Genomic DNA, 25,101 nt, shown 5'->3' with positions numbered 1-25,101 from the left:
GCAGCGGCCATCCGGTTGTCGACCCGATCAGTCCCTCAGCAGGTCATTGATCGAGGTTTTGGACCGTGTTTGCGCATCGACGCGCTTGACGATGACCGCACAATACAGCGCCGGCTTGCCGTCACCGCCACCGATCGAGCCCGGCACGACGACGGAATAGGGCGGCACTTCGCCCTTGAACACTTCGCCAGTCGCGCGGTCGATGATCTTGGTCGAGGCGCCCAAATATACGCCCATCGACAGCACCGCGCCCTCGCCGACGCGGACGCCCTCCGCCACTTCCGCGCGCGCACCGATGAAGGCGCCATCGCCGATGATGACGGGATCCGCCTGCAACGGCTCGAGCACGCCGCCGATGCCAGCGCCGCCCGACAAATGCACGTTCCTGCCGATCTGCGCGCACGACCCGACCGTCGCCCAGGCGTCGACCATCGTGCCTTCACCGACATACGCGCCGATGTTGACGAAGCTCGGCATCAGGATCGCACCCTTGGCGATGAAGCTCCCGCGCCGCGCGACCGCGCCCGGCACGACGCGGATGCCAGCCGAGCGGAACTCGGTCTCGCCCCAGCTCGAGAACTTCGACGGCACCTTGTCGAACCCCGGGGACCCCGCCGAACCGCCGTCGATCACGACGTTGTCGTTGAGGCGAAACGACAGCAGAACCGCCTTCTTCAACCACTGGTTGACCTGCCAGCCATCAGCGGTTGGCTCGGCAACGCGCGCGGTCCCTGCATCCAGCATCGCCAGCGCGGACTCGACGGCGTCGCGAACTTCGCCCTTGGTATCGAGGCCGAGGTTCGCGCGATCATCCCAGGCGGCGTCGATGATGGTCTGCAAGGTCATGATGTCTCCAGGATGGTTTCGAGCCACGGCGCAAGCACTGGCACGGTGAAGTCGATGTGATCGCGCTCGGTGTCGGGCGACTGTTCGGAGCCGTTGTCGATCCAGACGGTGGTCATCCCGATCGCCTTGGCCGGCGTCAGGTTGCGCGCCATGTCGTCCGCGAACAGCGACTCCCGCGGATCGATGTCGAACGCCGCGCAGAACCCGGCATAGGCCGATGCATGCGGCTTCGGCATCAGGTTCATCGCGTGGATGTCGTGGATCGCCTCGAAGCTCTCGCCGAGCCCGAGCCGGTCGAGGATCTTGAGCGCGTACGGCTTGTCGCCATTGGTGAAGACGAGTTTCCGCCCCGGCAGCTTGGCGATCGCGGCGACCAGCGGCGCGTCGTGCTCCAACACGTCCATCTCGATGTCGTGGACATGCGCCAGGAACGCGTGCGGATCGACGTGATGCTCGGCCATCAACCCCGACAGCGTCGTGCCGTGATTGTGGAAATATCCCTTCTGCACGCGTCGCGCCTCGTCATGCTCGAGCCCGAGCAGGTCCTGGATGAACCCGGTCATCCGCGCGTCGACCTGCGCGAACAGGTCCGCGCTCGCCGGGTACAGCGTGTTGTCGAGATCGAAGATCCAGTTGCGGACATGGTCGAGGCGGGGGTCAAGGCGGGCAAGCATCGGCCGGAACCTCTACGGACCGCGGCGCGCGGCGACAAGCGGGGTGCGACACTGTCGACCTTTATGGCCGATGTTTACGATCGCGTAAGGCTTTGCATTCCAGTATGTTACGGAAAAATCACAAAAGGGCGGGTTGCATGCGCGGCACGAAGGCGGGGCTGCTGAGAACGGCAGCGGTGGCAAGTGGCCTGCTGCTCGCCGCCTGTGGAGGCGGTGGCGGCGGCGTCAACAGCACGCCGGCCCCTCCTACAGTCTCCACCCCGACGCCGACACCGCTTCCGACCCCAGCGCCCACCCCTGCTCCGACTCCCGCGCCGACCCCGACCCCGACACCGTCCAGCAACGACACCAGCGAATATCGCGCGACCGTCGGCGCGGTCTCGATGAACGCGCTGGCCGCGTACAATGTCGGCGCGACCGGCAAGGGGATCGGCGTCGGCGTGATCGACAGCGGCATCGACCTGCAGAGCCAGGAGTTCGGCAGCCGTGTCTCGTCCTCCTCGCAGGACGTCGCCGGCAATAGCTCGATCGACGACGAAGGCGGCCATGGCACCGCGGTCGCCTTCACGCTGGCGGGCCGGAGGAATGGCGCGGGCTCGCACGGCGTGGCGTTCGACGCGACGTTGATCGTCCTCCGCGCGGACCGCCCCGGTACTTGCGCCACCGCGAGCAAGGACGACGAGGATTCGGGCTGCAAGTTCGGCACCGACGCGATCACGCGCGGGCTCGATGCGGCCCGCACGGCAGGCGCGAAGGTCGTCAACATTTCGCTCGGCGGCTCCGAGATGCCGCAGAGCCTGAAGGATGCGATCGGCCGCGCGACTGCTGCCGGGCTGGTCGTCGTGATCGCCGCGGGCAATGACGGTTCGGTCAACCCCGATCCGTTCACCAACGTCGCCGGCGAAGCGCAGGGCCGCAACCAGGTGATCATCGCCGGCTCGGTCGGCGCGAGCGACGGCATCTCCACCTTCAGCGACCGCGCAGGCACCGGCGCCGCGCACTTCCTAACCGCTGTCGGCGAAAGCGTTCGTGCCCCCGACGCGACCGACACCGCCTATCTCTGGTCGGGCACGTCGTTCGCCGCCCCGCAGATTTCCGGCGCGGTGGCACTGCTGGCCCAGGCCTTCCCCAACCTGACCGGCGCACAGATCGTCGACATCCTGTTTCGCAGCGCGCGCGACGCCGGCGCCCCCGGAGTCGACGCAGTCTACGGCAATGGCGTGCTCGACCTGACGCGCGCATTCCAGCCGCTCGGCACGACCTCGATCGCGGGATCGAAAGCGGTCGTCTCGACGATCAGCAACGCCAGTCTGTCCGCGCCGATGGGCGACGCCGCGCAGGGTGAACTCGGCGCAGTGATCCTCGACGGCTACAGCCGCGCGTTCGCGATCGACCTCGCCAAGACGATCGCCCGCCGCAGTCCGGAACGATCGCTCGGCGGCGCGCTCCAGTCGCGATTCCGCACGGTCGCGCTGGCGCAGGGCGGCATGACCGTTTCGATGACGCTAGCCCCGCGCGCGAACGGCGACGTCGCGCTCGATCGCACGTCGCTCTCAACCGCCGACGCGACCAGCGCGCGCGCGATCGCCGGGATGGTGACGCAGAAGCTCGGCAGCACTTTGTCGTTCGGCTTCGGCTTCGCACAAGGCTCAGGCGCGCTCAGCGCACAACTCTCGGGCCAGTCCGAACCCGCCTTCCTGATCGCCAACACCGGCGGCATGGGCTTCGACAGCAGCATCCGGGCGTCCAGCGCGATGCGGCAGAGCTTTGGCGGATTCGGCTTCACCGCGGGCATCGAGAATGGCGATGTCCTGACGCAGCGTGACAGCGACCTCCGCCTGCGCGACCGCTGGCAGCGCTCCGGCTACAACCGCGTCTCGCTTGCGGTCGACCGACGCTTCGGCGCGCTGGCGACGATGGTTGCCGCCACCCGGATGGACGAGCGCGACACCGTCCTCGGCGCGCGGTTCGACGCCGCGCTCGGCGGGACGCGCGCGGCAACGTGGTTCGTGGATACCAAGGCACGGTTCGATGCGGGGAGCGGCTGGAGCATCGGCGGATCGATGCGCCAAGGTTGGACCCGCGCGGCGGTACGCGGCGGCCTCAGCGGCGACGGCCTCGTCCGCACCAACGCCTTCGCGGCCGACATCGGCAAGGACGGCGTGTTCGGTCACGACAGCCTCGGCGTGCGCATCGCGCAACCGTTGCGCGTAGCCCGCGGCGGCATCGACCTCGGGCTGCCAACCTATTACGATTACACGTCCGGTACCGTCACCGACTGGACTACCCAACGCCTCAACCTCGCCCCACAAGGTCGCGAGCTCGATGTCGAGATGCGCTACGGCGTGCCCGCGTTCGGCGGTGGCCTCGACACCAACCTGTTCTTCCGCCGCGACCCCGGCAACTTCGCGGCGCTCCCCAACGACTACGGCATGGCAATGCGCTACAGCCTGGGGTTCTGACTTCTTCCCCCTCCCTGAAAGGGAGGGGCCGGGGGTGGGTCCGCCCGATCGAGCCACAACCCTGCGAACATGCGGAACCCGACCCACCCCCAACCCCTCCCTTCCAGGGAGGGGAGCCGAAGCCAAACAAACCATTCAACCCAAACACTGGATAAGCTACCGCTCGGTACCTATCTCTGCCGCATGACACGCTATTCCCTGCTCGATCTGGTCCCCGTCATCGAAGGCGGCACCGTCTCTCAATCGCTCGCCAACGCGGCCGACCTCGCGCGGCATGCCGAGAGCGTCGGGTTTCAGCGCTACTGGGTCGCCGAGCACCACGGCATGACCGGCATCGCGTCGGCCGCAACCGCCGTCGTGATCGCGCACATCGCCGCCGCCACGAAGACCATCCGCGTCGGCTCGGGCGGCATCATGCTCCCCAACCACGCGCCGCTGACGATCGCCGAACAGTTTGGCACGCTCGACGCGCTCTTCCCCGGCCGCATCGATCTCGGCCTCGGCCGCGCACCAGGTTCCGACCAGCGCGTCGCGCGCGCGATGCGCCGCACGTTGGAAACCGACGCCAACGCCTTCCCCCAGGACGTGATGGAGCTCCAGAGCTACTTCGCCAACGACGGCCAGACCGGCATCGTTGCGACCCCGGGCGCCGGCGCGGACGTGGAGATGTGGATCCTCGGCTCCAGCACGTTCGGCGCGCAGTTGGCGGCCGCGCTCGGCCTGCCCTACGCGTTCGCCTCGCACTTCGCGCCCGACGCGCTCGATGCCGCGCTCGCGATCTACCGCCGCGACTTCCGTCCGTCTGCGCGCCTGTCGAAGCCACACGTCATGGCCGGCTTCAACGTGTTCGCGGCCGAGACCGATGCGGAGGCGGAACTGCTCGCCACCTCTCAGCAGCAGTCGTTCGTCGCGCTCCGCACCGGCAACCCCGGCAAGATGAAGCCACCCCTCGCCGGCTATCGCGAGTCGCTCGGCGCGCAGGGCAACCAGATCCTCGACCACGTCCTGCAATGCTCGGCGGTCGGCAGCCCGGCCAAGGTCGCCCGCGGCATCGCGGCGTTCGTCGAGCGGACCGGCGTCGACGAGGTCATGGTGACCAGCGCGATCTACGACCACGAAGCGCGCAAGCGGAGCCTCTCGATCACCGCCGACGTCATGCAGGACTTGAAGATCGCAGCATAAGGCTGCGCCAGTGGTCACGGACTGAACGCGGATCGATGCCGCGTTCAGTCCGCTCAGTCGCCGCCGGCTTCGACATACTCGAAATAGCTGAAATCGGCCGGTTCGCCGGCTCCCGACATATCCTGGCACGCCATCCCGACAAAGGCGCCGGTGAAGTTGGGCAGGCCCGGCAAGGTCGCCTCATCGGACAGGATGCTCGCATCAAACCGGTCCGCGAGCCAGGTCCAAGCGCTCGATCCAGCATACCGGTATCCGAAGCGAAGGCTTTCGTGATCCACCTCGACCCGCAGTCCGATCGGTCCCGCGTCGATTGCGATCGGCTGGGTGATCACGCTGCTGCCGAGCGGGGTCGGGATCGCCGACAGTACCTGCAGCACGCGCCGGCCATCGTCGTCGGCGGTGACGTGCAGATAATGGAACTTGGTCGAATTATAGTAGCAGACCAGCCCCGCCGCCTGCTGGAAGTGACGCGGTTCGAACGTGACGAGCGTCTCGGCGGCGTAGGCGAACGCCTGCTGCCGGCGCGCGACCAGCGACTGGGTGAAGTGGCTCCCGATCGTCTCGCGGCCGTAGAGGCGCAGATAACCGGGCCGCGCGGTCAGGCTGAACAACCGGTCGGCATCCGGGGTACGCAGCCACTGGAAAGCCTCGGGCAGCGCCGCGGTATCGAACACGCTGCGCTCGTGCCGCGGTTCGGAAGCGGCCGACGCCGTGCCATCCTCCACGACCAGCGCCGGACTCGCGTCGACGTCGAGCGTCCGCAGCCAGCCATCCTCGCCCCAGCGCATCGGCTGGATCGCTGTCTCGCGGCCCAGCACGCACCGGTCACTGACGGGCAGCGGTCGCCCGCATAGATACACCATCCAGGTTTCGCCGGTCGGCGTTTCGACCAGGTCGCCGTGCCCGGTTCGCTGCAACTGCACGCCCTGCTTGCCCGCCGCGGTCAGTACCGGGCCATCCGGATGCACCTCGTACGGACCGAACAGCGACCGTGACCGCGCCATCACGACGGCATGGTTGCGCTCGGTGCCGCCTTCCGCGACCAGCAGGTGATACCAGCCGTCGCGCTTGTAGAGGTGCGGGCCCTCGGTGAAACCGAGCGAAGTCCCCTCGAAGATCATGCGACGGTCGCCGAGCATGTCGCCCGTCGCGAGATCGATCTCCTGCGCCACGATCCCGGCAAACCGCCGCCCACCCGGCCGGTGGTCCCACAGCATGTTGAGCAACCAGCTCCGCTGGTCATCATCATGGAAAAACGCCGGATCAAACCCACTGCTGTTGAGGTGGACGGGATCGGACCACGGTCCGTCGATATGCTCCGCCGTGACCCAGTAATTATGGAAATCGCGGAGCGACGCGCCTCGCGCACCGTCGATCGTAGTCTGGCCGTAACGCTTCACGTCGGTGTAGATCAGGTGGAACCGGCCGTTCGCATGGCTCAGGTCCGGCGCCCATACTCCGCACGAGTCCGGATTCCCGCGCATGTCCAGCTGGCTCGCGCGGTTGAGCGGCCGCGCTGCCAGCCGCCAGTTCGCGAGGTCGCGCGATTGGTGGATCTGGACGCCCGGGTACCATTCGAAGGTCGAGGTCGCGATGTAGTAATCGTCGCCGACGCGGACGATCGACGGGTCCGGATTGAAGCCGGGAAGGATCGGATTTCGAATAGTCATGCGGGCTTTCGTATCAGGACCCAGAGGAGTGCGGCGCCGACCAGGTCGAGCAGTCCGAGCAGGATGAAGAACGGCTGGTAGCCGACCTCCGCGACCATCGAGCCGAGCACCAGCGTGAAGATCAGCACGCCGAGATTGGCGGCGGTGCCCGACATCCCCGTCGCGGTCGCGACCTGATCCTGCGGGAACAGGTCCGACGACAGCGTGATGACCGTCACCGACAGCGTCTGATGCGCGAAACCACCGAGGCACAGCAGTGCGATCGCCGCGATCGGGCTGGTCACCGTGCCGACGAACATCATCCCCGTCATCAGCACCGCGCCTACCGTGAAGGCGCCACGCCGCGCATCGATCAGGTCGACACCGCGCCGTTGCAGCCACGCGACCACGATCGGCCCGAACAGGCATCCGAGGTCCGCCGCCAGGAACGGCAGCCACGCGAACATCGCGATCTGGCCGAGATCGAAATGGCGCACCTGCACCAGGTACAGCGGCATCCAGAACGACAGCATGCCCCACACCGGATCGGCGAGGAACCGCGCCGCCGCAATTGCCCACAAATTACGACGTCGCAGCAGTTCGCCGAGCGGGGGACGCTTGCGATGCGTGGCTAGCGATGCCTCCTGTCCTTCGACGATCAGCGTGCGTTCCGCCGGCGACAGCCGTCGATGTTTTGCGGGCGGCGCATACCAGAACAGCCACGCGATCACCCACACCAGCCCGAGCGCACCGGCGATGAAGAAGGCCGCGCGCCAGCTATGGTTGAGCACCGCCCAGGCCACCAGCGGCGGCGCGAACACCGCGCCGAACGAGGCCCCGATCTGATAGATGCCGCCCGCGACGCCGCGCTCTCGGGCCGGAAACCATTCGGCGACCAGCTTCATGCCCGCGGGTTGCGCCGATCCCTCGACCAGCCCCAGCGCGCCACGCAAGCCGGCGAATCCCATCCAGCCGGTCGCCAGTCCGTGCGCCATCGTGATCAGCGACCAGATCGCGACGAACAGCGTGAAGCCGATCTTCAGCCCGACCACGTCGAGCACATAGCCGGCGAGCGGCTGGAACATGATGCCGATCTGGAATGCGCCGGTGATCCAGGAATATTCGGCGGCGCTGATATGCTGCTCGGCCATAATCGCCGGCGCCGCGACGCCGAGCACGCTGCGTGCAAGATAGTTGATGACCATCGCCACCACGAACAGGCCGATGATGGTCCAGCGGATATTCCTGAAGCGCCGCACCCTCACCCCCTCGGTAACGTTATCATCGCGTGGTAGCCGCCGACGCTCGCCTTAGGCAAGCATTGCTGCTGCAAAAACGCGTCGAAATGCGGTCGAGAGCTACTGGAGACATGCGCGGCGCGGTCGCGGTCCGGCTCAGCGGACCACCGCGATCGGCATTTCGTAGATCGCTGCGGAAATCGCCGGTACCATCACGGTGCGTGTCCCCGCCACCTTGCTTTCGGCGATCGTCACGCCGTTCGGGGCTGCGATCGTGTTCGCCGCCTCCACCGTCTTGCCGGTCATGACCCAGCGCCTGCCGCCGCCGCGCAGGCTCATACCGGAAAGCGCAAGGTTCAGTCGCTGCGGCTGGAACGTCGCGTTCACCACTGCGAGGCGCAGTTTGGTGCCGTCCGGCGACAGCCCCGCGATCACGTCGAGCGGATAGGTAGGGCTGCCCGCGCGCACCTTGGGATGCGCATGGCCGACCGGGTACTTCGGCTCTGGTTGCGGTACATCGCCATCGACTTTCAGCGGAACCGTCCCCGCGCCGAAATGCTCGCCGTACAGCTTGAACACGGTGCCAGTGGCGTTGAGGGTCGCGGCGGATGGCGAGATGTCCATCGTCGAAACGCCGGTCGTGAACGCCGACATCGTCAGGAAATCGGTGTGGCGAAGCATCTCCTGGAATACCATCGCATAGGCCAGCGAGGATTTGAGTGTCGGCGGTCCGGCCATGTATGCATATTCGTCGATCGACAGGAACGTCTTGGCGGCGCGGATCTTGGGGAATTTCGTCTCGTAGATCGCCCATTCCTCCGCCTCCATGCGGACGTGGTTCGAGGGCGAACGAACGAACTCGATAAGCTCGTCGGCGGCCGGCGCATCAGGTCGCTTCTCCGCGCGATCATACCAATGCTCGGTGATGCCGTCGAAATTGCCCCATGCTTTGGCGAAAAAGCCGCCGGTCCAGTCCTCCTCGGTACCGAACTTCGCCTGGATGCTCTCGATCGACGAGTTCTGTTGCACGCCCTTCGGATGCAACTGGTCGGGCATCGCGCCCGACGCGATCAGCGTTATCGACGGGTCCTTCGCCCGCATCGCCTTCGCGAATTCGTTGTGCTTGATCATGAAATAATCGAGCGAGGTCTTGCCGATCTGCCACCAGCCGAACGGTTCGTTGCCGATGTTCCACCATTTGACGCGGTATGGCTCTGGATGACCGTTAGCCGCACGCTTGGCGCCCCATTCGGAGGTCGCGGCACCGTTGAGATACTCGACTTCCTCCGCCGCCGAGTTCGCATCGCCCAGCCCGGCATTGACCGTGACATAGGGTTCGACGCCCAGGATACGCGTCAGGTCCATCCATTCGTCCATGCCAAGATCGTTCGGCTGCATCGCGCTCCAGGCGTGATCGAACATTGGCGGGCGTGCATCGCGGGGCCCGATCGCCTCGTGCCAGTCCCAGTCGGACAGGAAGTTTCCGCCAGGCAGGCGCCAGAAGCCCGAGTTCAGCGACTTCGCGATCGCAGTCGTATCCGCACGCCAGCCGTTGATGTTGTCCGCTGGCATCAGCGACACCACGCCAACCCGGAATGCGGCCGTACCGGTGGAGGGGCCAGTGCCAGTGATCTCCAGCCGCGCATCGGACGCCGCCGCAGTCGGCGTGAACGCAAAGCTGGCCTCGCTCCAGTCCGCGCCGGGCGTCGGCAACGGCACGACCTGCCGATCCTGCGGCCGATCGCCCCAGACCAACGCCGCCGACACCGACACGCCTGGCTCGCCACTCAGCCTGAGCTTGCCGACATACCGCCGGCCGGGGACGACCTCGATCCCGCTCTGGCCGATGCCGGTGACATGGTCGGCGGATACCGCGATCCGCGCGCTCTGCGTACCGACGTACGAATGCTGCGTGTCCATCGTCACGGCCGCGTCGCCGCCGATCGGGCGCCATTTGCGGTAGACGACACCGGGCCGCCCTTCCGCATTGACCGGTGGTGGCGCGTCGCTGGCGGCCGGGCCGATCGGATAATAGAATTTGCGGTCGTCGAGCATCTCCGCCCACAGCGTCCGCGCGACCAGTCCGCCGATCGGTTCGATGAACATGCCGTATTCATAAGGTGTGACCGCCGCAGACCGCGCCGTTGCGTCGATCCGAACGGCGATAGGCTGAGCCCGTTGCGCCTCGGCCGAGACCAAGACCGTGGCTTGACCCGCGAACAGGACGAACGCTGCGACGACCGGTTTCATCGACGTCTCCCTTTGGTACGTGCTCGCCATTGCGGCGATGATCGCGACGCGCCGGTTCGATCCGATGTCGCAGCGCTTATCCTAATAGATTACGCAGACTAATGATAACGTCAACATGCATGCCCGGCGGGTTGGCATACTCTGGTCGAGATCCGACCAACTTGCATCGCGGGGCCAAAGGTCTAGGTCGCTTCGACGTGTATGGTTCGTATTGAGGGGCTCGACGTGACGGTCGTCGGGCGGGGTTGAAGGGATCGATGTGAAGGAACGCGTTCGGCGCTCGCGCAGCCCGACGATCATCGATGTCGCCGCGCAGGCCGGGGTATCGCCGATGACGGTATCGCGCGTCATCAACGGCCGCGCCAGCGTCGATCCGACCACGCGCGCCAGCGTCCAGGATGCGATCGACGCACTGGGCTACACGCCGAACCTCGCCGCGCGCAGCCTGGTGACGTCCACCGAACTCAAGATCGGCGTGATCTACGCCAACCCGAGCGCCGCGTTCATGAGCGACTTCCTCACCGGTGTGTTCGAGGAGGCCTCGATCCGCGGCGCGCGCCTGATCCTGCTGAAGGGCGAGGACGGCCGTCCGCCCAGCCCCGCTGCACTGGAGAACCTGGTCGCAACGGGCATCTCCGGCATGATCTGCGCGCCGCCGTTGAGCGAGTCCGCCGCGGTCCTCGACGTGTTGCGCAAAGCGCGCGTGCCGGTGGCGGCGGTCGGCGCCCACGATGTCGACAACGTGATCTGTGTCCGTATCGACGATCGTCTCGCCGCGTACGAGATGACGCGCGAGCTGATCGCGATGGGTCACCGTCGGCTCGGGTTCGTCGTCGGCAACCCAGACCAGGTCGCCAGTCTGAAGCGGCTCGACGGTTTCTACGCCGCGGTGCGCGAACATCCGGGCGTTCGCGCGACGATCGCGCAGGGCGATTTCAGCTTTGCCTCGGGACTCGCCGCCGGGGACCAGTTGCTCCAGGCCGACCCGCCCCCCACCGCGATCTTCGCGAGCAACGACGACATGGCCGCCGCCGTCGTGTCGGTCGCGCATCGGCGACAACTCGATGTACCGCGCGAACTGACGGTCGTCGGGTTCGACGATACCACCGCAGCGGTGATGCTCTGGCCGCCGCTGACGACGGTGCACCAGCCGGTCCGCCGACTCGCCGCGGAAGCGCTCGGTCTGCTGGTCGCGGAGATCGCCACGCCGCCGAGAACACCCACCAAGCGCGCCGACCGGGTGCTGGACCACGAAATCGTCAAGCGACAGTCGACGTCGCCGCCACAGGACGACGCCACGGCTTAACGCCATTCGCCGTTTCTGCGGACGTCGACGACCTCCACCCTACGCCACCGATAGTATGAGTATTGACTCCTTCGCGATGTCGCCGCATTGTTGCGTGGTAACGTTATCAAACAGTAACATCGAGTTGCGGGATGACGATGCAGGAACGCCGGTAAATCGGCGCGCCGTAAAAGGGGGTAGGATGCAATGATTTCCAGAATCACGACTCTGTCGGCTCACGTCCGCGCCAGCGTTTGGGCGCAAGAGGCATCGCGTTTAGCAACAGCGCCACGATCGATTTCTACCATTTCCAGTCCGACTACACGGCAACGGCGCACTCTCATCGCCGGATCGAGCAGCATCGCCGCGCTCATCCTGTCCCTATACGCAGCGCCGTCTTTCGCACAGGCCGCCCCCGCGCAAACCACCGACACCGTCGCCGCCCCAGAGCCGCTCGCCGAGACGCCCAAGCCCGCCGAACCCGAGGCCGTCAGAACCGCCGACATCATCGTCACCGGCTCCCGGATCCAGTCGAGCGGCTTCACCGCCCCGACGCCGACCACGGTCATCAGCGAAGCCGACATCCAGAACAACGCGCAGCCCAACGTCTTCACGACGATCGCACAGCTGCCGTCGTTGCAGGGATCGAGTGGCTCGACGACCAACACATTCAGCACGTCGAGCGGCCAGCAGGGTCTGAGCTCATTCTCGCTCCGGGGCCTGGGGACGATCCGTACACTCACTCTGGTCGACGGCCAGCGCGTCGTCGGCGCCTATTATACCGGCGTCACCGACGTCAGCCTTCTCCCGCAACTGCTGATCAAGCGAGTCGACATCGTCAACGGCGGCGCGTCGGCGTCCTATGGATCGGACGCGGTCGGCGGCGTCGTCAACTTCATCACCGATACGCATTTCCAGGGCTTCAAGGGTAACATTCAGGGCGGCATCACCAATTACGGCGATGATGGCCAGGGTCTGATCCAGCTTGCCGCGGGACGGAGCTACCTGAACGATCGACTCCACCTCGTCGTCAGCGGCGAATATGCCAAGGAAGCAGGTGTCGGCCCCGGCGATTTCGGCACCGACCTCGCCGGTGGTCGCGACTGGTTCACGCAGACGACGATGATCAACCGCAACGTAGTCGACGACGGATTGCCGCAATACGTCCTGCGCGACTTCGCCCAGCCGTATAACTTTACGAAATACGGCCTCATCACCGCCGGTCCACTGCAAGGCACCGCGTTCGACCAGAGCGGCCGCCCCTTCCAGTTCCAATATGGCTCGAACGGCGTGCCCGCCCGCGACAATTCCGGCGCAGTCAGGGGCTGCCTGCCCGGCTTCTGCGTCGGCGGCGACCTGTCGGGGAACATCGATACCGGCCGCACCTTGCAGTCGGCGATCCAGCGCATCGATAGCTATGGCCGGATCGGCTACGACTTTGCGACCGACAACGAGGTCTATGTCAGCGTCAACGTCGGGCAGGTGAAGACTCACAACCAGCCAACCAACGGCGCCAACCGACCCGGCCTGAGGCTCCAGTGCGCGAACCCGTTCGTCCCGGCGTCGATCCAGGCGGCATGTGCGACCGCGGGGATCACGGACTTCCAGTTCGGCGCCAGCGTCGCGATCCTGCCGAACACCATCGTTCATACCGACCGCCGCCAATACCGTGCCGTCGGTGGCCTGAAGGGCAAGTTCGAACTTGGCGGGTCGCCCTGGACCTATGATGCCTATTACGAGCGTGGCATCACCGATACCGCGATCGACGTCGACGACATCGTCCTCACGCCGCATTTCAACCAGGCGATCCAGGCGATCACGCTCAACGGCGCGATCGTCTGCGCCAATCCAGTCGCACGCGCCAATGGCTGTATCCCGCTCAATATCATCGGCGGCGCGACACCATCCGAGTCGGCACGCCGGTATGTCCAGCCAGAGAACGGCCCGATTCAACGCCTTCACCTGACGCAGGACGTCGCGAGCCTCGCCTTCTCCGGCACCCCCGTCGAGCTCTGGGCCGGTCCCCTGTCGGTCGCGTTCGGCGGCGAATATCGCAAGGAATTCTACAAGGTCCGCGCCGATGCGTACGGCGCCGGCGTTTCCGCGCTCAGTCCCTATACCAGCGAATACCCTGCCGACCCGACCCTGCTAACCGCGGGCAACAACTGGTATGCCGGCAACTACAAGAACGGCACCGGCGCCTACGACGTCAAGGAAGCGTTCCTCGAGCTCGACGTCCCACTCTTCAAGTCGGACATGATGGGCAGGGCCAACATCAACGGCGCGGCCCGCATCACCGACTACAGCACCTCGGGTCGGGTCTGGACGTGGAAGATCGGCGGGACATGGGACACGCCGCTCAACGGCCTTCGCCTGCGCGGCGTCACCTCGCGCGACGTTCGCGCACCCAATCTGTCCGAGCTGTTTGCCGCTCCAGTGACGACGACGCTGCCCAACTTCCTCGACCCTGCGCGCAACGTCAACGTCGTGGCCATCCAGAACGCGATCGGCAACCCGGCGCTCACGCCCGAGATCGCGCGCAATACCGAAGTCGGCGCGGTATACGCCAATCCGTCCTGGCTGCCGGGGTTCAGTGCTTCGGTCGATTACTATAACATCAAGGTCACCGACGTGATCTCCAGCCTCGGCGCGGCCCAGATCGTCGACCTGTGCTTCCGCAACATCCTGCCCGAAACGTGCAGCGCGTATAATTTGAACAACACCGCCGGCCCCAATTTCATCAACACGCAGGCGTTCAACCTCGCCTCGATCAAGACCGACGGCTTCGATATCGAGGCAAGCTATCGGTGGCGGCGCCCGCTCGGTGTGGACGGGACGTTCACGCTCCGCGGCCTGGCGACGCACATCCGGAAGTTCGTCACGGATACCGGCCTGCCGGGGACGATTCCGACTGACGGCGCCGGCGTCAACCTCGGTGCCACCCCGCGCTGGAAGCTGCTCGCGGTTCAGGCGTTCAGCAACGACCGCTTCAGCCTGACGGTGCAGGAACGCTGGTTCAGCGACGGCAATTACGGCAACCAGTACGTCGTCTGCGCGCCCGGAACTTGCCCCAAATCGACTACGACCGCGCCGACGATCGACCGCAACTTCATGCCCGGCGCCTTCTATCTCGACGTCGGCGGAACGTATGCCATCACCAAACAGGTGTCCGGGTATTTCAAGGTCGATAACGTCTTCGATCACGACCCGGCCGCCTCGCCGCAGAGCGCCAACCCGGCGTTGTACGACATCGTCGGGCGCATCTACCGTGTCGGCGTCCGCTTCTCGTTCTGACGCCCCACGCCTACCAATACGGAGATCCAGCATGCGCGCTCTCGCCCTTCTGATTGCCGGCATCATGCTGGGTTCGCCCGCGATCGCGCAGACCGCTGACGGCGCGGCGGCGCAACCGGCGTCGCTGGAACGCGGGTCGGGCACGTACCCCGCGATCTTCGAGGAACGACCAGACCTGCCCGACCATGTCGTCTACCGCCCAGCGAATCTTGGTGCGCTGGGTCGGACCAAGCTCGGGATCTACGTCTTCGGCAATGGCGGCTGCAGTGCGGACGGCACGAGTTCGCGCAACCACCTGCTGGAGATCGCCTCGCACGGCTATCTCGTCATCGCGTCGGGCACGATCCCAAAGCCGAAGTCCGACGCCGCGACGAGCCCCGCCCCCGCCCCCACCCCCGGCACGAAGCTGACCTCGGCAACGCCGACGCGCGCACTGACCGACGCGATCGACTGGGCGCAGCGCGAGAATGCCCACGCCGGCAGTCCGTTCAAGGACAGGATCGCCATCACTGAGATCGCGGCGTCCGGCTGGAGTTGCGGCGGCTTGCAGGCATTATCAGCGGCGCAGGACCCACGCGTGACCACCGCGGTGATCATGAACAGCGGCTTCTTTCCCGAGGGCGCGAACCCGATCGGCGGCGTCGTGTCCGACAAGGCGCTGCTAAAGACGCTCCACGGCTCGATCCTCTATGTCCTTGGCGGCCCAACCGACATCGCCGTCGCGAACGGTACCGACGATTTCCAGCGGATCGACCATATCCCCGCGGCACTGGTCAACATACCGGTGGGTCATGGCGGCACCTACATGCAGCCGCATGGCGGCATCGCGGCGGAAGTCGTGACCGCCTGGCTGGACTGGCGGCTGAAGAACGACCGGACTGCCGCCGCGCGCTTCGTCGGCAAGGACTGCGGGTTCTGCCAGGACAAGCGGCTCACGATAGAGCGCAAGCACTTCGACTAAGCGGGCCATCCGCACCGTGACGGACGGAGAGAGGGAACCACGATTCCCGAAGGTCGACGTCGGTAACCCAAACGATGATCATCACCGAAGCGACGCTGCGCCGTCCCGTCAGAACCAGCCGGTTCGACACCAGGGCGCGCGCTTGCCGCCACCGTAACGGCGCGCGAGCCCGGTCCGTACCAGCGCCTCGCCGAGCGATTTCCCGTCACGCTCGACGATGCGCAGTTTGCGGCCGTAGCGATCGACGTCGCGCTTGATCGGGACCAGCGTGAAGGGGCCGGCGTTGAGCAACGCCTGCATCTTGAGCGTGGCGGCCTTGCCGGCGCGGGCTTCGGACGCGCAACGGGGCGGATGGGTTTCGGGCGTGTCGATATCGGCAATGCGGATCTTGGTGCCCGCCATCCAGAAGGTGTCGCCGTCGACCATGCAGTCGATCCGCTTGGCATGGCCGCATATGGTGAATCGCGCGGATACCGCCTTGCCGCCCGACAGCGCGGAGGCGGCGGCAGCGGCGGTCGACGCCGCACTCGCGACGCCTGCCGCGGTGGCCAGTGCCCCGGTGGTGGTGGAAGCGGCGGCGGCCGCGTTTGCGGAAGTCGACGCGTCCGCAGCCTTGCTCCAGCCGCCGGGCACGCGCAGATGGCCGGCGGGCCAGGCGACGCCAAACCCGCTGGGCCATTCGACCTTCAACCCCGGCGGCACCAAAGCCGCCCAATCGATCTGGCGGATCACCGGCACCATCAGCCCGAGCAGCACGCCGTAGAATACCAGGCGGAGTTGCAGCAGGACTCCGGGCGCCGGGCGTCGACCGGATCCACCGCGGCGCGTGGCGCCAGCGCGATCGCCACTCAGCAACCGCATGAAATCAAACACATACTCCATCGTCCCTCGCGCGTACGCGCGCGCGCGACGATGTCACCTCGCGGCGGCAAAGGTTGCGACGGGCGGAGTCGGAAATAAGGCGAACGCATCGTGAACATCGACCAGATGCACATCTCGGGCGTGATAGCCGGTGTGCGTTGCCGCATCAGCGTCGTGCCGGAGCAACTTCATGGGGGCGTCCAGCATCCCTGGAACGCGGCGTGGGCAAGAGCGATGCTGCTGTCCTACATCGGCGAGCCGTGATCAGATGCGGCGTGAGCATGGCATCCATCCGCATCCGGACGACCGATTACGACGCTTTCGCGCGATGTGCACAATCGCGCCAGCGTGTGAACTTTGTGCACTTCCGCGCAGTCCGGGGATCGGCGATACCGCGATGGCAAGCGTTCGAACCGCTCGATCTCAGCCAGAAAGACCAACGATTCCAGACGCACGAAGGGCGGGAAATGGCCCTAGCCACTCCCCGCCCCCGTTACGCGTCCAGCTTTTCCCTCTTGCGAGGCAAAGGCTTAGAAGTGCGTGATGATGCCGAGCATCGGACGGAAGCTCTGTGCCGAACCGAAGGTGTTGACCTCGGCGCGGATGCGGAAGCCTGCGTTGCCGGTGATGCCCTTCAGGCCGATGTTCTGCGGACCGACTTCTGCGCCGATGCCGTAGGTCACTGCGTGATAGTCACGACCGGTGTCTGCGACGACGTTCGAACGACCCGAGAAATGGTCGAAGTTGACCCACTGGTAGCCGACCTTGCCGTAGATCAGGCCGCTGTCACCAGCGCGGAAGCCGAAGCGGCCTGCTGCGCCGTATTCCCAATCGATGTTGCCATCGATGCCCTTGATCACGTTGCCTTCTGCGCCGACGAAGACCGGGCCGAGCGGCACGTTCACGCCGAGCACGCCCTGAACCAGCGAGCCCGAGGGCTTGTAGCTGCGACGGGTCGAACCGTCAGCATTGATCGCCTGCGGGATGCCGTGGCCGCTCTCGTTGTCGAACTGCTCCCAGCCGCCCATCACGCCGAAATACGGCTCGATGCCGAATGCCTTCGAACCGTCGGGCGCTGCTGCTTCGCCAGGCTGTGCGCTGTTGTCGACGGGTGCCGGTGCCGACATGTCCTGCGCGAAGGCGGGAACTGCGACCGTTGCGGCGGCGAGGGCGATTGCCAGGGAAAGCTTACGCATGAGTTTGACCTTATACCGTGGTGTTGCGTGGATCGCCGACTGCACGGTGCGTCGGTTCGGTCCAGGCAAGCCAAACCGGTCGGCGAGCACATGGTTGCACAAAAAACGTCACATTCAGGGAACTGGCAGGGAACTGTTCCGCTGTGTTGCGTTACAGCAACGGTTCCTGTCATTTGGATGAACGAACCATGGCCGCTGCGGGGCGGACTAGGCAGGAATACAGCGGAAAAGCGGCAAAAAACAGCCGCGGCTGGTGTTAACGCCGTTCGTTTACCCTCTGGTGACAACCAGTGTGCGATGCAGCATGGATGGGGTTTTCACGCCTGTTCCGCAGCCGCTGGGCGGCGCTCTTCTGGTCCGCGGGAATCGTGTGGACGGCCTATGACGTCGCGAGCGACGCACCGGAACCGGCCGCAACAAACGCGGCTTCGGGTAACACGGTGGAACAACCAACCGACGCCGCCGGTGCTGCGTTCAACGCGGACGATCTCGCTATCCTCGCCAACGCGGCCGGCTGAGGGCGACGCGCCTGTCAAAGGCGCGTCGCGGATAGTTCAGGGCTTCAGCGCGACGTCGTCGGCGTCCTTCAGGTCTTCATCGTCGTCGATCGTGTCGTCGTCGAGTTCGTCCTGGACGTCGTCCTCGTCCATGTCGGCTTCGTCCATCGTCACCGACGAGTCCGTCTCGCCGACCTCTTCCGAATCCATCTTGGTCTCGTCGATGGACTCGTCGTCGGTGTCGTCTTCGCCCAGATCGGGTTCGAGGTCGGTCAGGATGATGCCGTCGCTCGGCCCGTTGCGCGTGGCCTCGAGGATCTCGGCACGCTGGCTCTCGTCATAGCCCTCTTCGTCGTAGCCGTCGTCGCCCGAACCGGCACTCGGCACCTGATGTCCGCCCATGGTCACACTCCCTCGTTCCAGGACGCCCGCACGTTGCGGGCCTACCAGATGCGAACGGTGGACGTGCGCGGTGGTTCCTTCAAGCGCGGACGGGCGCCGTCGATGCGGGCCGGAACAGCCGCCCGCGTTCGGTCACCAGTATCGACAGCAGCGCGGCGAGCCCGGCAAGCAGGAACCCACCGACCAGCGGCACGGTGGTGCCGTTGAACGCCTGGCCGATCAAAGCGCCGAACACCGCGCCGATCGTAACGCTCAGGAACCCCTGCACGCTCGACGCGGTACCCGCGATCCGCCCCATATTTTCCATCGCCATCGCCGAAAAGTTCGACGTCGCCAGCCCGAAACAGCCTAGCGTCAAAGCCTGGAAGACCGCAAAGCTGACCAGCGTCTCGAACCCAACCTCGATCGCGAACAGATGGACCAGCGACACCAGGATCATCAGCGACAGAGCACCATGGCTGATCAATCGCGTCCCCAGCCGCATCACGATCCGCGAGTTGAGCAGGTTGCAGATCGCCATCGTCACCGACGTGGTGGCAAAGATCAGCGCGAGCAGCGACGGCTTGTGGAACACGTCCGCCATGATCTGCTGGATCGAATTGAGATAGCCGTACAGCGATCCGAGCAGCGCGGTCGACGCGAGCGTGTAGCCGAGCGAATTGCGATCGCCGAGCGTTTGCCGCCAGTCGCTGAGGATCCGCCCCGGCGTGATCGGCAGGACGTTCTCCGGCGCCAGCGTTTCAGGCATCCGCAGGTAGAACCAGATCAACACCCCCAGCGTCAGCACCGCGACCGTCCAGAAGATCGCGCGCCAGTCGCCGAACTGCAGCACCGCCCAGCCGAACGTCGGCGCGAGGATCGGCACGATCATGAACACCATGAACGCGATCGACATGACCCGCGCCATCGCCCGCCCGTGATAGCAATCGCGGACCAAAGCGATCGTCGCCACTCGCGCCGCTGCGATGACTGCGCCACCGAACGCACGCGCCGCCAGCAACAAAGTGAAACTCCCTGCAGTCGCGCAGGCGACGTTGGCGATGATGTAGAGCACGAGCGACCAGAGCAGCACCGTCCGCCGCCCGAACCGATCCGCGAGCGGGCCGTGGACGAGCTGAGCGACGCCGAAACCGATCACGAACGCGGTGACGACGAACTGCCGGCCATTCTCGGTCGCGACACCGAGCGAGTTGCCGATCGCCGGCAGCGCTGGCAGCATCGAGTCGATGCCGAGCGCGGTCAGCGACATCAGCGAGGCGACGAGCGCGACGAACTCGACGAAGCCGATCGGCGCGCCGCGCATCGCTGGCGCGTCGGATTGGGGATCCTGGGTCTGCATTATGCGTGCGCCTGTAGCCGCTCGGGCGGTCGCGCGGAACCCGCTAACCGGCGCAGCTACGCGACGATTGCGCAGTGCGCCGACGACCCCTATCTGTATTGTCAGAACAACACACTTCGGAGATGACCATGATCCGCCCGTATTTGCTCGCCGCTGTCGGTCTCACCAGCGTGCTCGCACTGTCCGCCTGCGATCGCACGAACGAGGGCGCATCGGTCTCGATCAACGCCGATGGCGGCAACGTGCTCGGTGCGATCAATGGCGAGACCGGCGAGATGAAGATCGACGTGCCCGGCTTCCAGGGCTCGGTGAAGCTGCCGAAGATCAAGATCGATACGAGCAATTTCGATCTTAACGGCGTCCGCCTGTATCCAGGGTCGTCGATCAAGAACCTGAACATCGTCGGTAACGAAAACAACGGTAGCGATGCAGGCAGCGGCCTACGCGTTGCATTTACCAGCCCGGCGCCTCCGCTAATCGTCCGTGACTGGTTCGCGCAGCGCTTGGGCAAGGTCGGCTACAAGGTGCACGGCGAAGGCGCGAATCTGATCGGCACTACCGACGAGAACAAACCCTTCCGCCTCGAACTCGCCCCCGACGGCAAGGACAAGGCAACCGGCACGATCGTCATCAGCGGATAAGTCTACGATCCTCTCCCGCCAGGGGGAGGATCATTACAGATTCCAAATCCAGACCAACCCTAACCCAGGCATTTGGCACGCCACCCCCGATCGCCTATATCGGGCGTCCCCCAATCCGGACACGCACCCCCATGCTCGATACCCCCGCCGCCCAGGTCCCGACGCTCAGCCTCGCTACGCAGGACACCGACCCCGACGGTTTCGCCGCCGCGTTCGGCGAATCGTTCGAGCGGTACGGCTTCGCGATCGTCGCCGATCACGGCATCCCCGCCGACCTGATCGAGCGCGCCTGGGCCGAAACCAAGCTTCTGTTCGACCTCCCCGAGGACGAAAAGCGTGGCTACCACATCCCCGGCGGCGGCGGTGCGCGCGGCTACACGCCGTTCAAGACCGAGATCGCCAAGGACGCCAAGGTCGTCGACCTCAAGGAATTCTGGCACGTCGGTCGCGAACTGCCCGAGGGTCATCGCTATGCCGACACGATGGCGCCGAACGTCTGGCCGACGCGGCCCGAGGGCTTCAAGCCGGTCTTTCTCGAACTCTTCGCCGCGTTCGACCGCGCCGGCGACAAGCTCCTCTCGGCGATCGCGCGCCACCTGAAGCTCAAGCCCGACTGGTTCGATCCAGCCGTGAAGGACGGCAACAGCATACTTCGTTTGCTGCATTACCCGCCGATCCCCGCCGATGCCGAAGGCGTCCGCGCCGGCGCACATGAGGACATCAACCTCATCACGCTGCTGCTCGGTGCCGAGGAAGCCGGGCTCGAACTGCTCGACCGCGCGAACGGCCGCTGGCTGTCGATCAAGCCGCCCGAGGGCGCGATGGTCGTCAACGTCGGCGACATGCTCCAGCGCCTGACCAACAACGTGCTGCCCTCGACCACGCACCGCGTCGTCAACCCGCCCCCCGAGCGCCGCGGCCACTCGCGCTATTCGATGCCGTTCTTCCTGCACCCCGCGCCGGACTTCCTGATCGAGACGCTGCCCGGCACGATCACGCCGGACAACGCGAACCGCTATCCGAACCCGATCACCGCGCATGATTATCTGTACGAGCGGCTGGTCGAAATCGGGCTGATCAAGAAGTAGGCGAGCCATATCGATCCTCCCCCGCCAGGGGGAGGTGGCTGGCACTCGCCAGACGAAGGGGGAGGAAAGAGAAACAGGCGTTTCGTATCCTCCCCCTCCGTCACCTTCGGCGCCACCTCCCCCTAGCGGGGAAGGATTGAGATAACGCGCACGCCCCAAACCCCCAACTCGCCTTCCTTCACCACCCCGGCGAAGGCCGGGGCCCAGTTGGAAAGGTGGTCGTAACGACGCGCACCGCTCTGTTATCGCCGTCCCCCAACTGGGCCCCGGCCTTCGCCGGGGTGGTGCCTTTCTCGGGACAGTAAGCAGGCCAAACACTCCACCGCTTTTCTCCCCACCTAATACCCAACAACCACGCATCGCCCATTGGTGCGCGCCCCAGCATCCGCTAGACCGCGCGCGATGCCCCATCTCTATCTCGTCGACGGCTCCGGCTATATCTTCCGCGCCTATCACCGGCTGCCGCCGCTCACCAACAAGCATGGCGAGCCGGTCGGCGCGGTGTACGGCTACACAACGATGCTGTGGAAGCTCGCCGACGAGGTCCACGCCGCCGACGGCCCGACCCACATGGCAGTCATCCTCGACAAGTCGTCGAAGACCTTCCGCAACGATCTCTACGACAAGTACAAGGCGCAGCGTCCGCCGCCGCCCGAGGATCTCGTCCCCCAGTTCCCGATGATCCGCGACGCCACGCGCGCGTTCAGCCTCCCCTGCATCGAGACCGAGGGACTCGAAGCCGACGACATCATCGCGTGCTATTCGAAGGCCGCGCTTGCCCAGGGCTGGGAAGTCACGATCGTCTCGTCTGACAAGGACCTGATGCAGCTAATCGAGCCCGGTCTCGACATGTACGACACGATGAACAACCGCCGGCTCGGCGCGGAGCATGTCGCGGAGAAATTCCACGGCGTCTCGCCCGCGCAGCTCGGCGACGTGCTCGCGCTGATGGGCGACAGCGTCGACAACGTCCCCGGCGTCCCCGGCGTCGGCCCCAAGACCGCCGCCAAGCTGATCCTCGAACACGGCGATCTCGAATCCGTGCTCGCCGCCGCCGACGGCATGAAGAAGGGCAAGCTGCGCGACAATTTGATCGAGCATGCCGAGATGGCGCGGCTGTCGAAGGTGCTTGTCACGCTCAAATGCGACGTCGCGCTGCCCGAGCCGCTCGAAGATCTCGAATTGAAGGGCATCCCCGACGCCCCCTTGCGGGCATTCCTGGAGCATCACGGTTTCAAGTCGCTGATCGCGAAGCTTTCCGCGGTCGCCGAAGCCCCCGTCGCCGAACCGGCGAGCACAGCCGAGTTCGACGAGGACGAGCCCTGCAAGCACGACGACTACGAGACCGTCGTCGACGAAGCCGCGCTCGATCGCTGGATCACCGTCGCCAAGCACCAGGGCTGGATCGCGATCGACACCGAGACCACCGGCATCGACGCGACGCGCGCGGACCTCGTCGGGGTGAGCATGGCGTTGCATCCGAACCTCGCCTGCTACGTACCTATCGCACATGGCGGGACCGATTTGCTCGCGGAAAACCCGGTCCAGCTCGACCGCGCGCTCGTGCTCGCGAAACTGAAGCCGTTGCTGGAGGATCCGAGCGTCCTGAAGATCGGCCACAACCTCAAATACGACATGATCGTCCTCGGCCGCGCCTACGCGTCCACCGGCGGCGTGCAGATCGCGCCGTTCGACGACACGATCGTGATGAGCTTCGATCTCGACGCCGGGCTACATGGCCACGGCATGGACGAACTCGCTGCCACGCACCTTTCGCACAGCTGCATCGCGTTCAAGGACGTCGTCGGCACCGGCAAGACGCAGCGGACCTTCAACGAAATCGACCTCAAGGCCGCGACGCGCTACGCCGCCGAGGACGCTGACGTGACGCTCCGCCTCTGGCGCCGGTTCAAGCGCCGCCTGCCCGCGGAAGGCTCGACCCGCGTGTACGAGATGGTCGACCGCCCGCTCGTCCCCGTCATCGCGCAGATGGAGATGCACGGGATCAAGGTCGATGCCGCCAAACTGTCGAAGCTCTCGACCGAGTTCGCCGGCCAGATGGCGAGCCTGGAGACCGAGATCCACGCGCTCGCGGGGGCGCCCTTCACGATCGGCAGCCCCAAGCAATTGGGCGACGTGCTGTTCGAGAAGATGGGCATCAAGGGCGGCCGCAAGGGCAAGTCCGGCGTCTATTCGACCGACGTCAACGAACTCGAGCGGATCGCGGCGGACAAGGATTCGCCCGGCGCGGTGATCGCGCGGAAAGTGCTCGACTGGCGTCAGTTGTCGAAGCTGAAATCGACCTACACCGACGCGTTGCAGGCGCAGATCAACCCGGCGACGGGCCGCGTGCACACGTCCTATTCGCTGACCGGCGCGCAGACCGGCCGCCTGTCGTCGACCGATCCCAACCTCCAGAACATCCCGATCCGCACCGAGATCGGCCGCCAGATCCGCGACGCGTTCGTGGCCGAGCCCGGCAACGTCATCCTCGCCGCGGATTACTCGCAGATCGAGCTGCGGCTGGCCGCGCACATGGCGAACGTCCCCGCGCTGAAGGCGGCGTTCGCGAACGGCGACGACATCCACAGCCTCACCGCGCAGGAATTGTTCGGCGAGGTCAACCGCGACACCCGCGGCCGCGCGAAGACGATCAACTTCGCGATACTCTACGGCATCTCCCGCTGGGGCCTCGCCGGGCGTTTGGACGTGTCGGCGGACGAAGCGCAAGCGATGATCGACCGCTATTTCGATCGCTTCCCCGGCATCTCGAACTATATTGTCGAGACGACGGAGAGCGTTCGCGCGAGCGGCTTCACCACCACGCTGTTCGGCCGAAAAACGCACTTTCCGCGCATCCGCTCGAAGATCCAGCACGAACGCCAGGGCGCCGAACGCGCCGCAATCAATGCGCCGATCCAGGGGACGAGCGCCGACATCATCAAGCGCGCGATGGTCCGCATGGGGCCGGCGTTGCTCGAAGCGGGTCTGCCCAATGTCCGCATGCTGCTTCAGGTCCACGACGAACTCGTCTTCGAATTGCCGGAAGGTGACGTCGCTGCGGCCAAACCCGTGATCGAGCAGGTCATGGCGAACGCCGCGCAACCCGCGGTAACGCTCGACGTCCCACTCGGCATCGAGATCGGTACCGGCCTTAGCTGGGGAGCGGCACATTGAACGCGCAGGGCGGCAGCCGGCCACGTCCGGCTGACTCGCACCAGCGCGGCCGGCGGAGC

General features: G+C 65.8%; 19 protein-coding genes. 10 read left to right on the top strand and 9 right to left on the bottom strand.

Annotated elements, in window-relative coordinates:
- Positions 1–27 precede the first annotated feature (27 nt).
- Positions 28–846: a 2,3,4,5-tetrahydropyridine-2,6-dicarboxylate N-succinyltransferase gene (dapD, locus tag C8J25_RS12545; RefSeq protein ID WP_107954721.1), complete on the bottom strand. Its 819-nt coding sequence runs from the start codon at positions 844–846 to the stop codon at positions 28–30.
- Positions 843–1,520, bottom strand: coding sequence for a pyrimidine 5'-nucleotidase (locus tag C8J25_RS12540; protein WP_056065797.1), 678 nt, complete (start codon positions 1,518–1,520; stop codon positions 843–845). The genes dapD and C8J25_RS12540 overlap by 4 nt, the downstream gene beginning before the upstream one ends.
- A gap of 137 nt (positions 1,521–1,657) precedes the next feature.
- Between C8J25_RS12540 and C8J25_RS12535 the strand changes: the two genes are divergently transcribed.
- Positions 1,658–3,982, top strand: a complete 2,325-nt coding sequence (locus C8J25_RS12535; RefSeq protein ID WP_107954720.1) for a S8 family peptidase — start codon at positions 1,658–1,660, stop codon at positions 3,980–3,982.
- A 183-nt stretch (positions 3,983–4,165) separates the two neighbouring features.
- A complete protein-coding gene (locus C8J25_RS12525) occupies positions 4,166–5,164 on the top strand; it encodes an LLM class flavin-dependent oxidoreductase (RefSeq protein ID WP_107954719.1) in 999 nt (332 codons plus the stop codon).
- A gap of 53 nt (positions 5,165–5,217) precedes the next feature.
- On the opposite strand, the gene C8J25_RS12520 is transcribed toward C8J25_RS12525, so the two are convergent.
- The 3 genes from C8J25_RS12520 to C8J25_RS12510 form a co-directional block, all read right to left on the bottom strand.
- Entirely contained in the window at positions 5,218–6,834 is a 1,617-nt protein-coding gene (locus C8J25_RS12520) for a glycoside hydrolase family 43 protein (RefSeq protein WP_107954718.1), read from the bottom strand.
- Positions 6,831–8,072 carry an MFS transporter gene (locus C8J25_RS12515; RefSeq protein WP_244187058.1) on the bottom strand — a complete coding sequence of 414 codons (1,242 nt, stop codon included), beginning with the start codon at positions 8,070–8,072 and terminating at the stop codon, positions 6,831–6,833. Before C8J25_RS12515 ends, C8J25_RS12520 begins: the two co-directional genes overlap by 4 nt.
- Positions 8,073–8,207: 135 nt before the next feature.
- The gene (locus tag C8J25_RS12510) at positions 8,208–10,301 is read right to left on the bottom strand and encodes an alpha-L-arabinofuranosidase C-terminal domain-containing protein (RefSeq protein ID WP_208622597.1); all 2,094 of its coding nucleotides are present in this window, start codon (positions 10,299–10,301) and stop codon (positions 8,208–8,210) included.
- Between the two features lie 259 nt (positions 10,302–10,560).
- Here C8J25_RS12510 and C8J25_RS12505 point away from each other — a divergent pair, with 259 nt between their 5' ends.
- From C8J25_RS12505 to C8J25_RS12495, 3 genes are all read left to right on the top strand, one after another.
- Positions 10,561–11,607: a LacI family DNA-binding transcriptional regulator gene (locus C8J25_RS12505; RefSeq protein WP_107954717.1), complete on the top strand. Its 1,047-nt coding sequence runs from the start codon at positions 10,561–10,563 to the stop codon at positions 11,605–11,607.
- 186 nt (positions 11,608–11,793) lie between these two features.
- Positions 11,794–14,880, top strand: coding sequence for a TonB-dependent receptor plug domain-containing protein (locus tag C8J25_RS12500; protein ID WP_208622596.1), 3,087 nt, complete (start codon positions 11,794–11,796; stop codon positions 14,878–14,880).
- 31 nt (positions 14,881–14,911) lie between these two features.
- Positions 14,912–15,841 carry an alpha/beta hydrolase gene (locus C8J25_RS12495; RefSeq protein WP_244187057.1) on the top strand — a complete coding sequence of 310 codons (930 nt, stop codon included), beginning with the start codon at positions 14,912–14,914 and terminating at the stop codon, positions 15,839–15,841.
- 108 nt (positions 15,842–15,949) lie between these two features.
- Here C8J25_RS12495 and C8J25_RS21130 read toward each other — a convergent pair whose 3' ends face one another.
- The gene (locus C8J25_RS21130) at positions 15,950–16,714 is read right to left on the bottom strand and encodes a thermonuclease family protein (protein WP_244187056.1); all 765 of its coding nucleotides are present in this window, start codon (positions 16,712–16,714) and stop codon (positions 15,950–15,952) included.
- 99 nt (positions 16,715–16,813) lie between these two features.
- Here C8J25_RS21130 and C8J25_RS20760 point away from each other — a divergent pair, with 99 nt between their 5' ends.
- On the top strand, positions 16,814–16,966 hold the full coding sequence (locus C8J25_RS20760; RefSeq protein WP_167397714.1) for a hypothetical protein: 153 nt from the start codon (positions 16,814–16,816) through the stop codon (positions 16,964–16,966).
- Positions 16,967–17,232: 266 nt separating this feature from the next.
- On the opposite strand, the gene C8J25_RS12485 is transcribed toward C8J25_RS20760, so the two are convergent.
- Complete coding sequence (locus C8J25_RS12485; RefSeq protein WP_107954811.1) at positions 17,233–17,898, bottom strand: outer membrane protein; 666 nt, start codon at positions 17,896–17,898, stop codon at positions 17,233–17,235.
- Between the two features lie 308 nt (positions 17,899–18,206).
- On the opposite strand from C8J25_RS12485, the gene C8J25_RS12480 reads away from it, so the two are divergent.
- Positions 18,207–18,416 (top strand): hypothetical protein, encoded by a 210-nt coding sequence (locus C8J25_RS12480; protein ID WP_107954716.1) that lies wholly within the window; start codon positions 18,207–18,209, stop codon positions 18,414–18,416.
- 36 nt (positions 18,417–18,452) lie between these two features.
- Here the strand turns inward: C8J25_RS12480 and C8J25_RS12475 are convergent, their stop codons facing one another.
- A complete protein-coding gene (locus C8J25_RS12475) occupies positions 18,453–18,797 on the bottom strand; it encodes a hypothetical protein (protein WP_056065779.1) in 345 nt (114 codons plus the stop codon).
- Between the two features lie 79 nt (positions 18,798–18,876).
- Positions 18,877–20,136, bottom strand: coding sequence for a multidrug effflux MFS transporter (locus tag C8J25_RS12470; protein WP_107954715.1), 1,260 nt, complete (start codon positions 20,134–20,136; stop codon positions 18,877–18,879).
- A 128-nt stretch (positions 20,137–20,264) separates the two neighbouring features.
- Between C8J25_RS12470 and C8J25_RS12465 the strand changes: the two genes are divergently transcribed.
- From C8J25_RS12465 to polA, 3 genes are all read left to right on the top strand, one after another.
- The gene (locus tag C8J25_RS12465; RefSeq protein ID WP_146173335.1) at positions 20,265–20,777 is read left to right on the top strand and encodes a hypothetical protein; all 513 of its coding nucleotides are present in this window, start codon (positions 20,265–20,267) and stop codon (positions 20,775–20,777) included.
- A 131-nt stretch (positions 20,778–20,908) separates the two neighbouring features.
- Complete coding sequence (locus C8J25_RS12460) at positions 20,909–21,865, top strand: isopenicillin N synthase family dioxygenase (protein WP_056055084.1); 957 nt, start codon at positions 20,909–20,911, stop codon at positions 21,863–21,865.
- Positions 21,866–22,267: 402 nt separating this feature from the next.
- Entirely contained in the window at positions 22,268–25,042 is a 2,775-nt protein-coding gene (gene polA / locus C8J25_RS12455; RefSeq protein ID WP_107954713.1) for a DNA polymerase I, read from the top strand.
- The last annotated feature ends 59 nt before the right edge of the window (positions 25,043–25,101 follow it).

Origin of the sequence: Sphingomonas faeni, from assembly GCF_003053745.1 — a bacterium.
GTDB lineage: Bacteria > Pseudomonadota > Alphaproteobacteria > Sphingomonadales > Sphingomonadaceae > Sphingomonas > Sphingomonas faeni.
Note: the sequence above shows the minus strand (reverse complement) of the source record. Positions and strands in the feature narration are given on the sequence as shown.

Excerpts from the sequence above, each read along its gene's own strand:
- C8J25_RS12475 (WP_056065779.1), bottom strand. The coding sequence starts at position 18,797 with ATGGGCGGACATCAGGTGCCGAGTGCCGGTTCGGGCGACGACGGCTAC.
- C8J25_RS12485 (WP_107954811.1), bottom strand. The coding sequence starts at position 17,898 with ATGCGTAAGCTTTCCCTGGCAATCGCCCTCGCCGCCGCAACGGTCGCA.
- C8J25_RS12470 (WP_107954715.1), bottom strand. The coding sequence starts at position 20,136 with ATGCAGACCCAGGATCCCCAATCCGACGCGCCAGCGATGCGCGGCGCG.
- C8J25_RS12460 (WP_056055084.1), top strand. The coding sequence starts at position 20,909 with ATGCTCGATACCCCCGCCGCCCAGGTCCCGACGCTCAGCCTCGCTACG.
- C8J25_RS12535 (WP_107954720.1), top strand. The coding sequence starts at position 1,658 with ATGCGCGGCACGAAGGCGGGGCTGCTGAGAACGGCAGCGGTGGCAAGT.
- C8J25_RS12540 (WP_056065797.1), bottom strand. The coding sequence starts at position 1,520 with ATGCTTGCCCGCCTTGACCCCCGCCTCGACCATGTCCGCAACTGGATC.
- C8J25_RS12480 (WP_107954716.1), top strand. The coding sequence starts at position 18,207 with ATGGGGTTTTCACGCCTGTTCCGCAGCCGCTGGGCGGCGCTCTTCTGG.
- C8J25_RS12525 (WP_107954719.1), top strand. The coding sequence starts at position 4,166 with ATGACACGCTATTCCCTGCTCGATCTGGTCCCCGTCATCGAAGGCGGC.
- C8J25_RS12510 (WP_208622597.1), bottom strand. The coding sequence starts at position 10,301 with ATGAAACCGGTCGTCGCAGCGTTCGTCCTGTTCGCGGGTCAAGCCACG.
- dapD (WP_107954721.1), bottom strand. The coding sequence starts at position 846 with ATGACCTTGCAGACCATCATCGACGCCGCCTGGGATGATCGCGCGAAC.
- C8J25_RS12500 (WP_208622596.1), top strand. The coding sequence starts at position 11,794 with ATGATTTCCAGAATCACGACTCTGTCGGCTCACGTCCGCGCCAGCGTT.
- C8J25_RS12520 (WP_107954718.1), bottom strand. The coding sequence starts at position 6,834 with ATGACTATTCGAAATCCGATCCTTCCCGGCTTCAATCCGGACCCGTCG.
- C8J25_RS12465 (WP_146173335.1), top strand. The coding sequence starts at position 20,265 with ATGATCCGCCCGTATTTGCTCGCCGCTGTCGGTCTCACCAGCGTGCTC.
- polA (WP_107954713.1), top strand. The coding sequence starts at position 22,268 with ATGCCCCATCTCTATCTCGTCGACGGCTCCGGCTATATCTTCCGCGCC.
- C8J25_RS12495 (WP_244187057.1), top strand. The coding sequence starts at position 14,912 with ATGCGCGCTCTCGCCCTTCTGATTGCCGGCATCATGCTGGGTTCGCCC.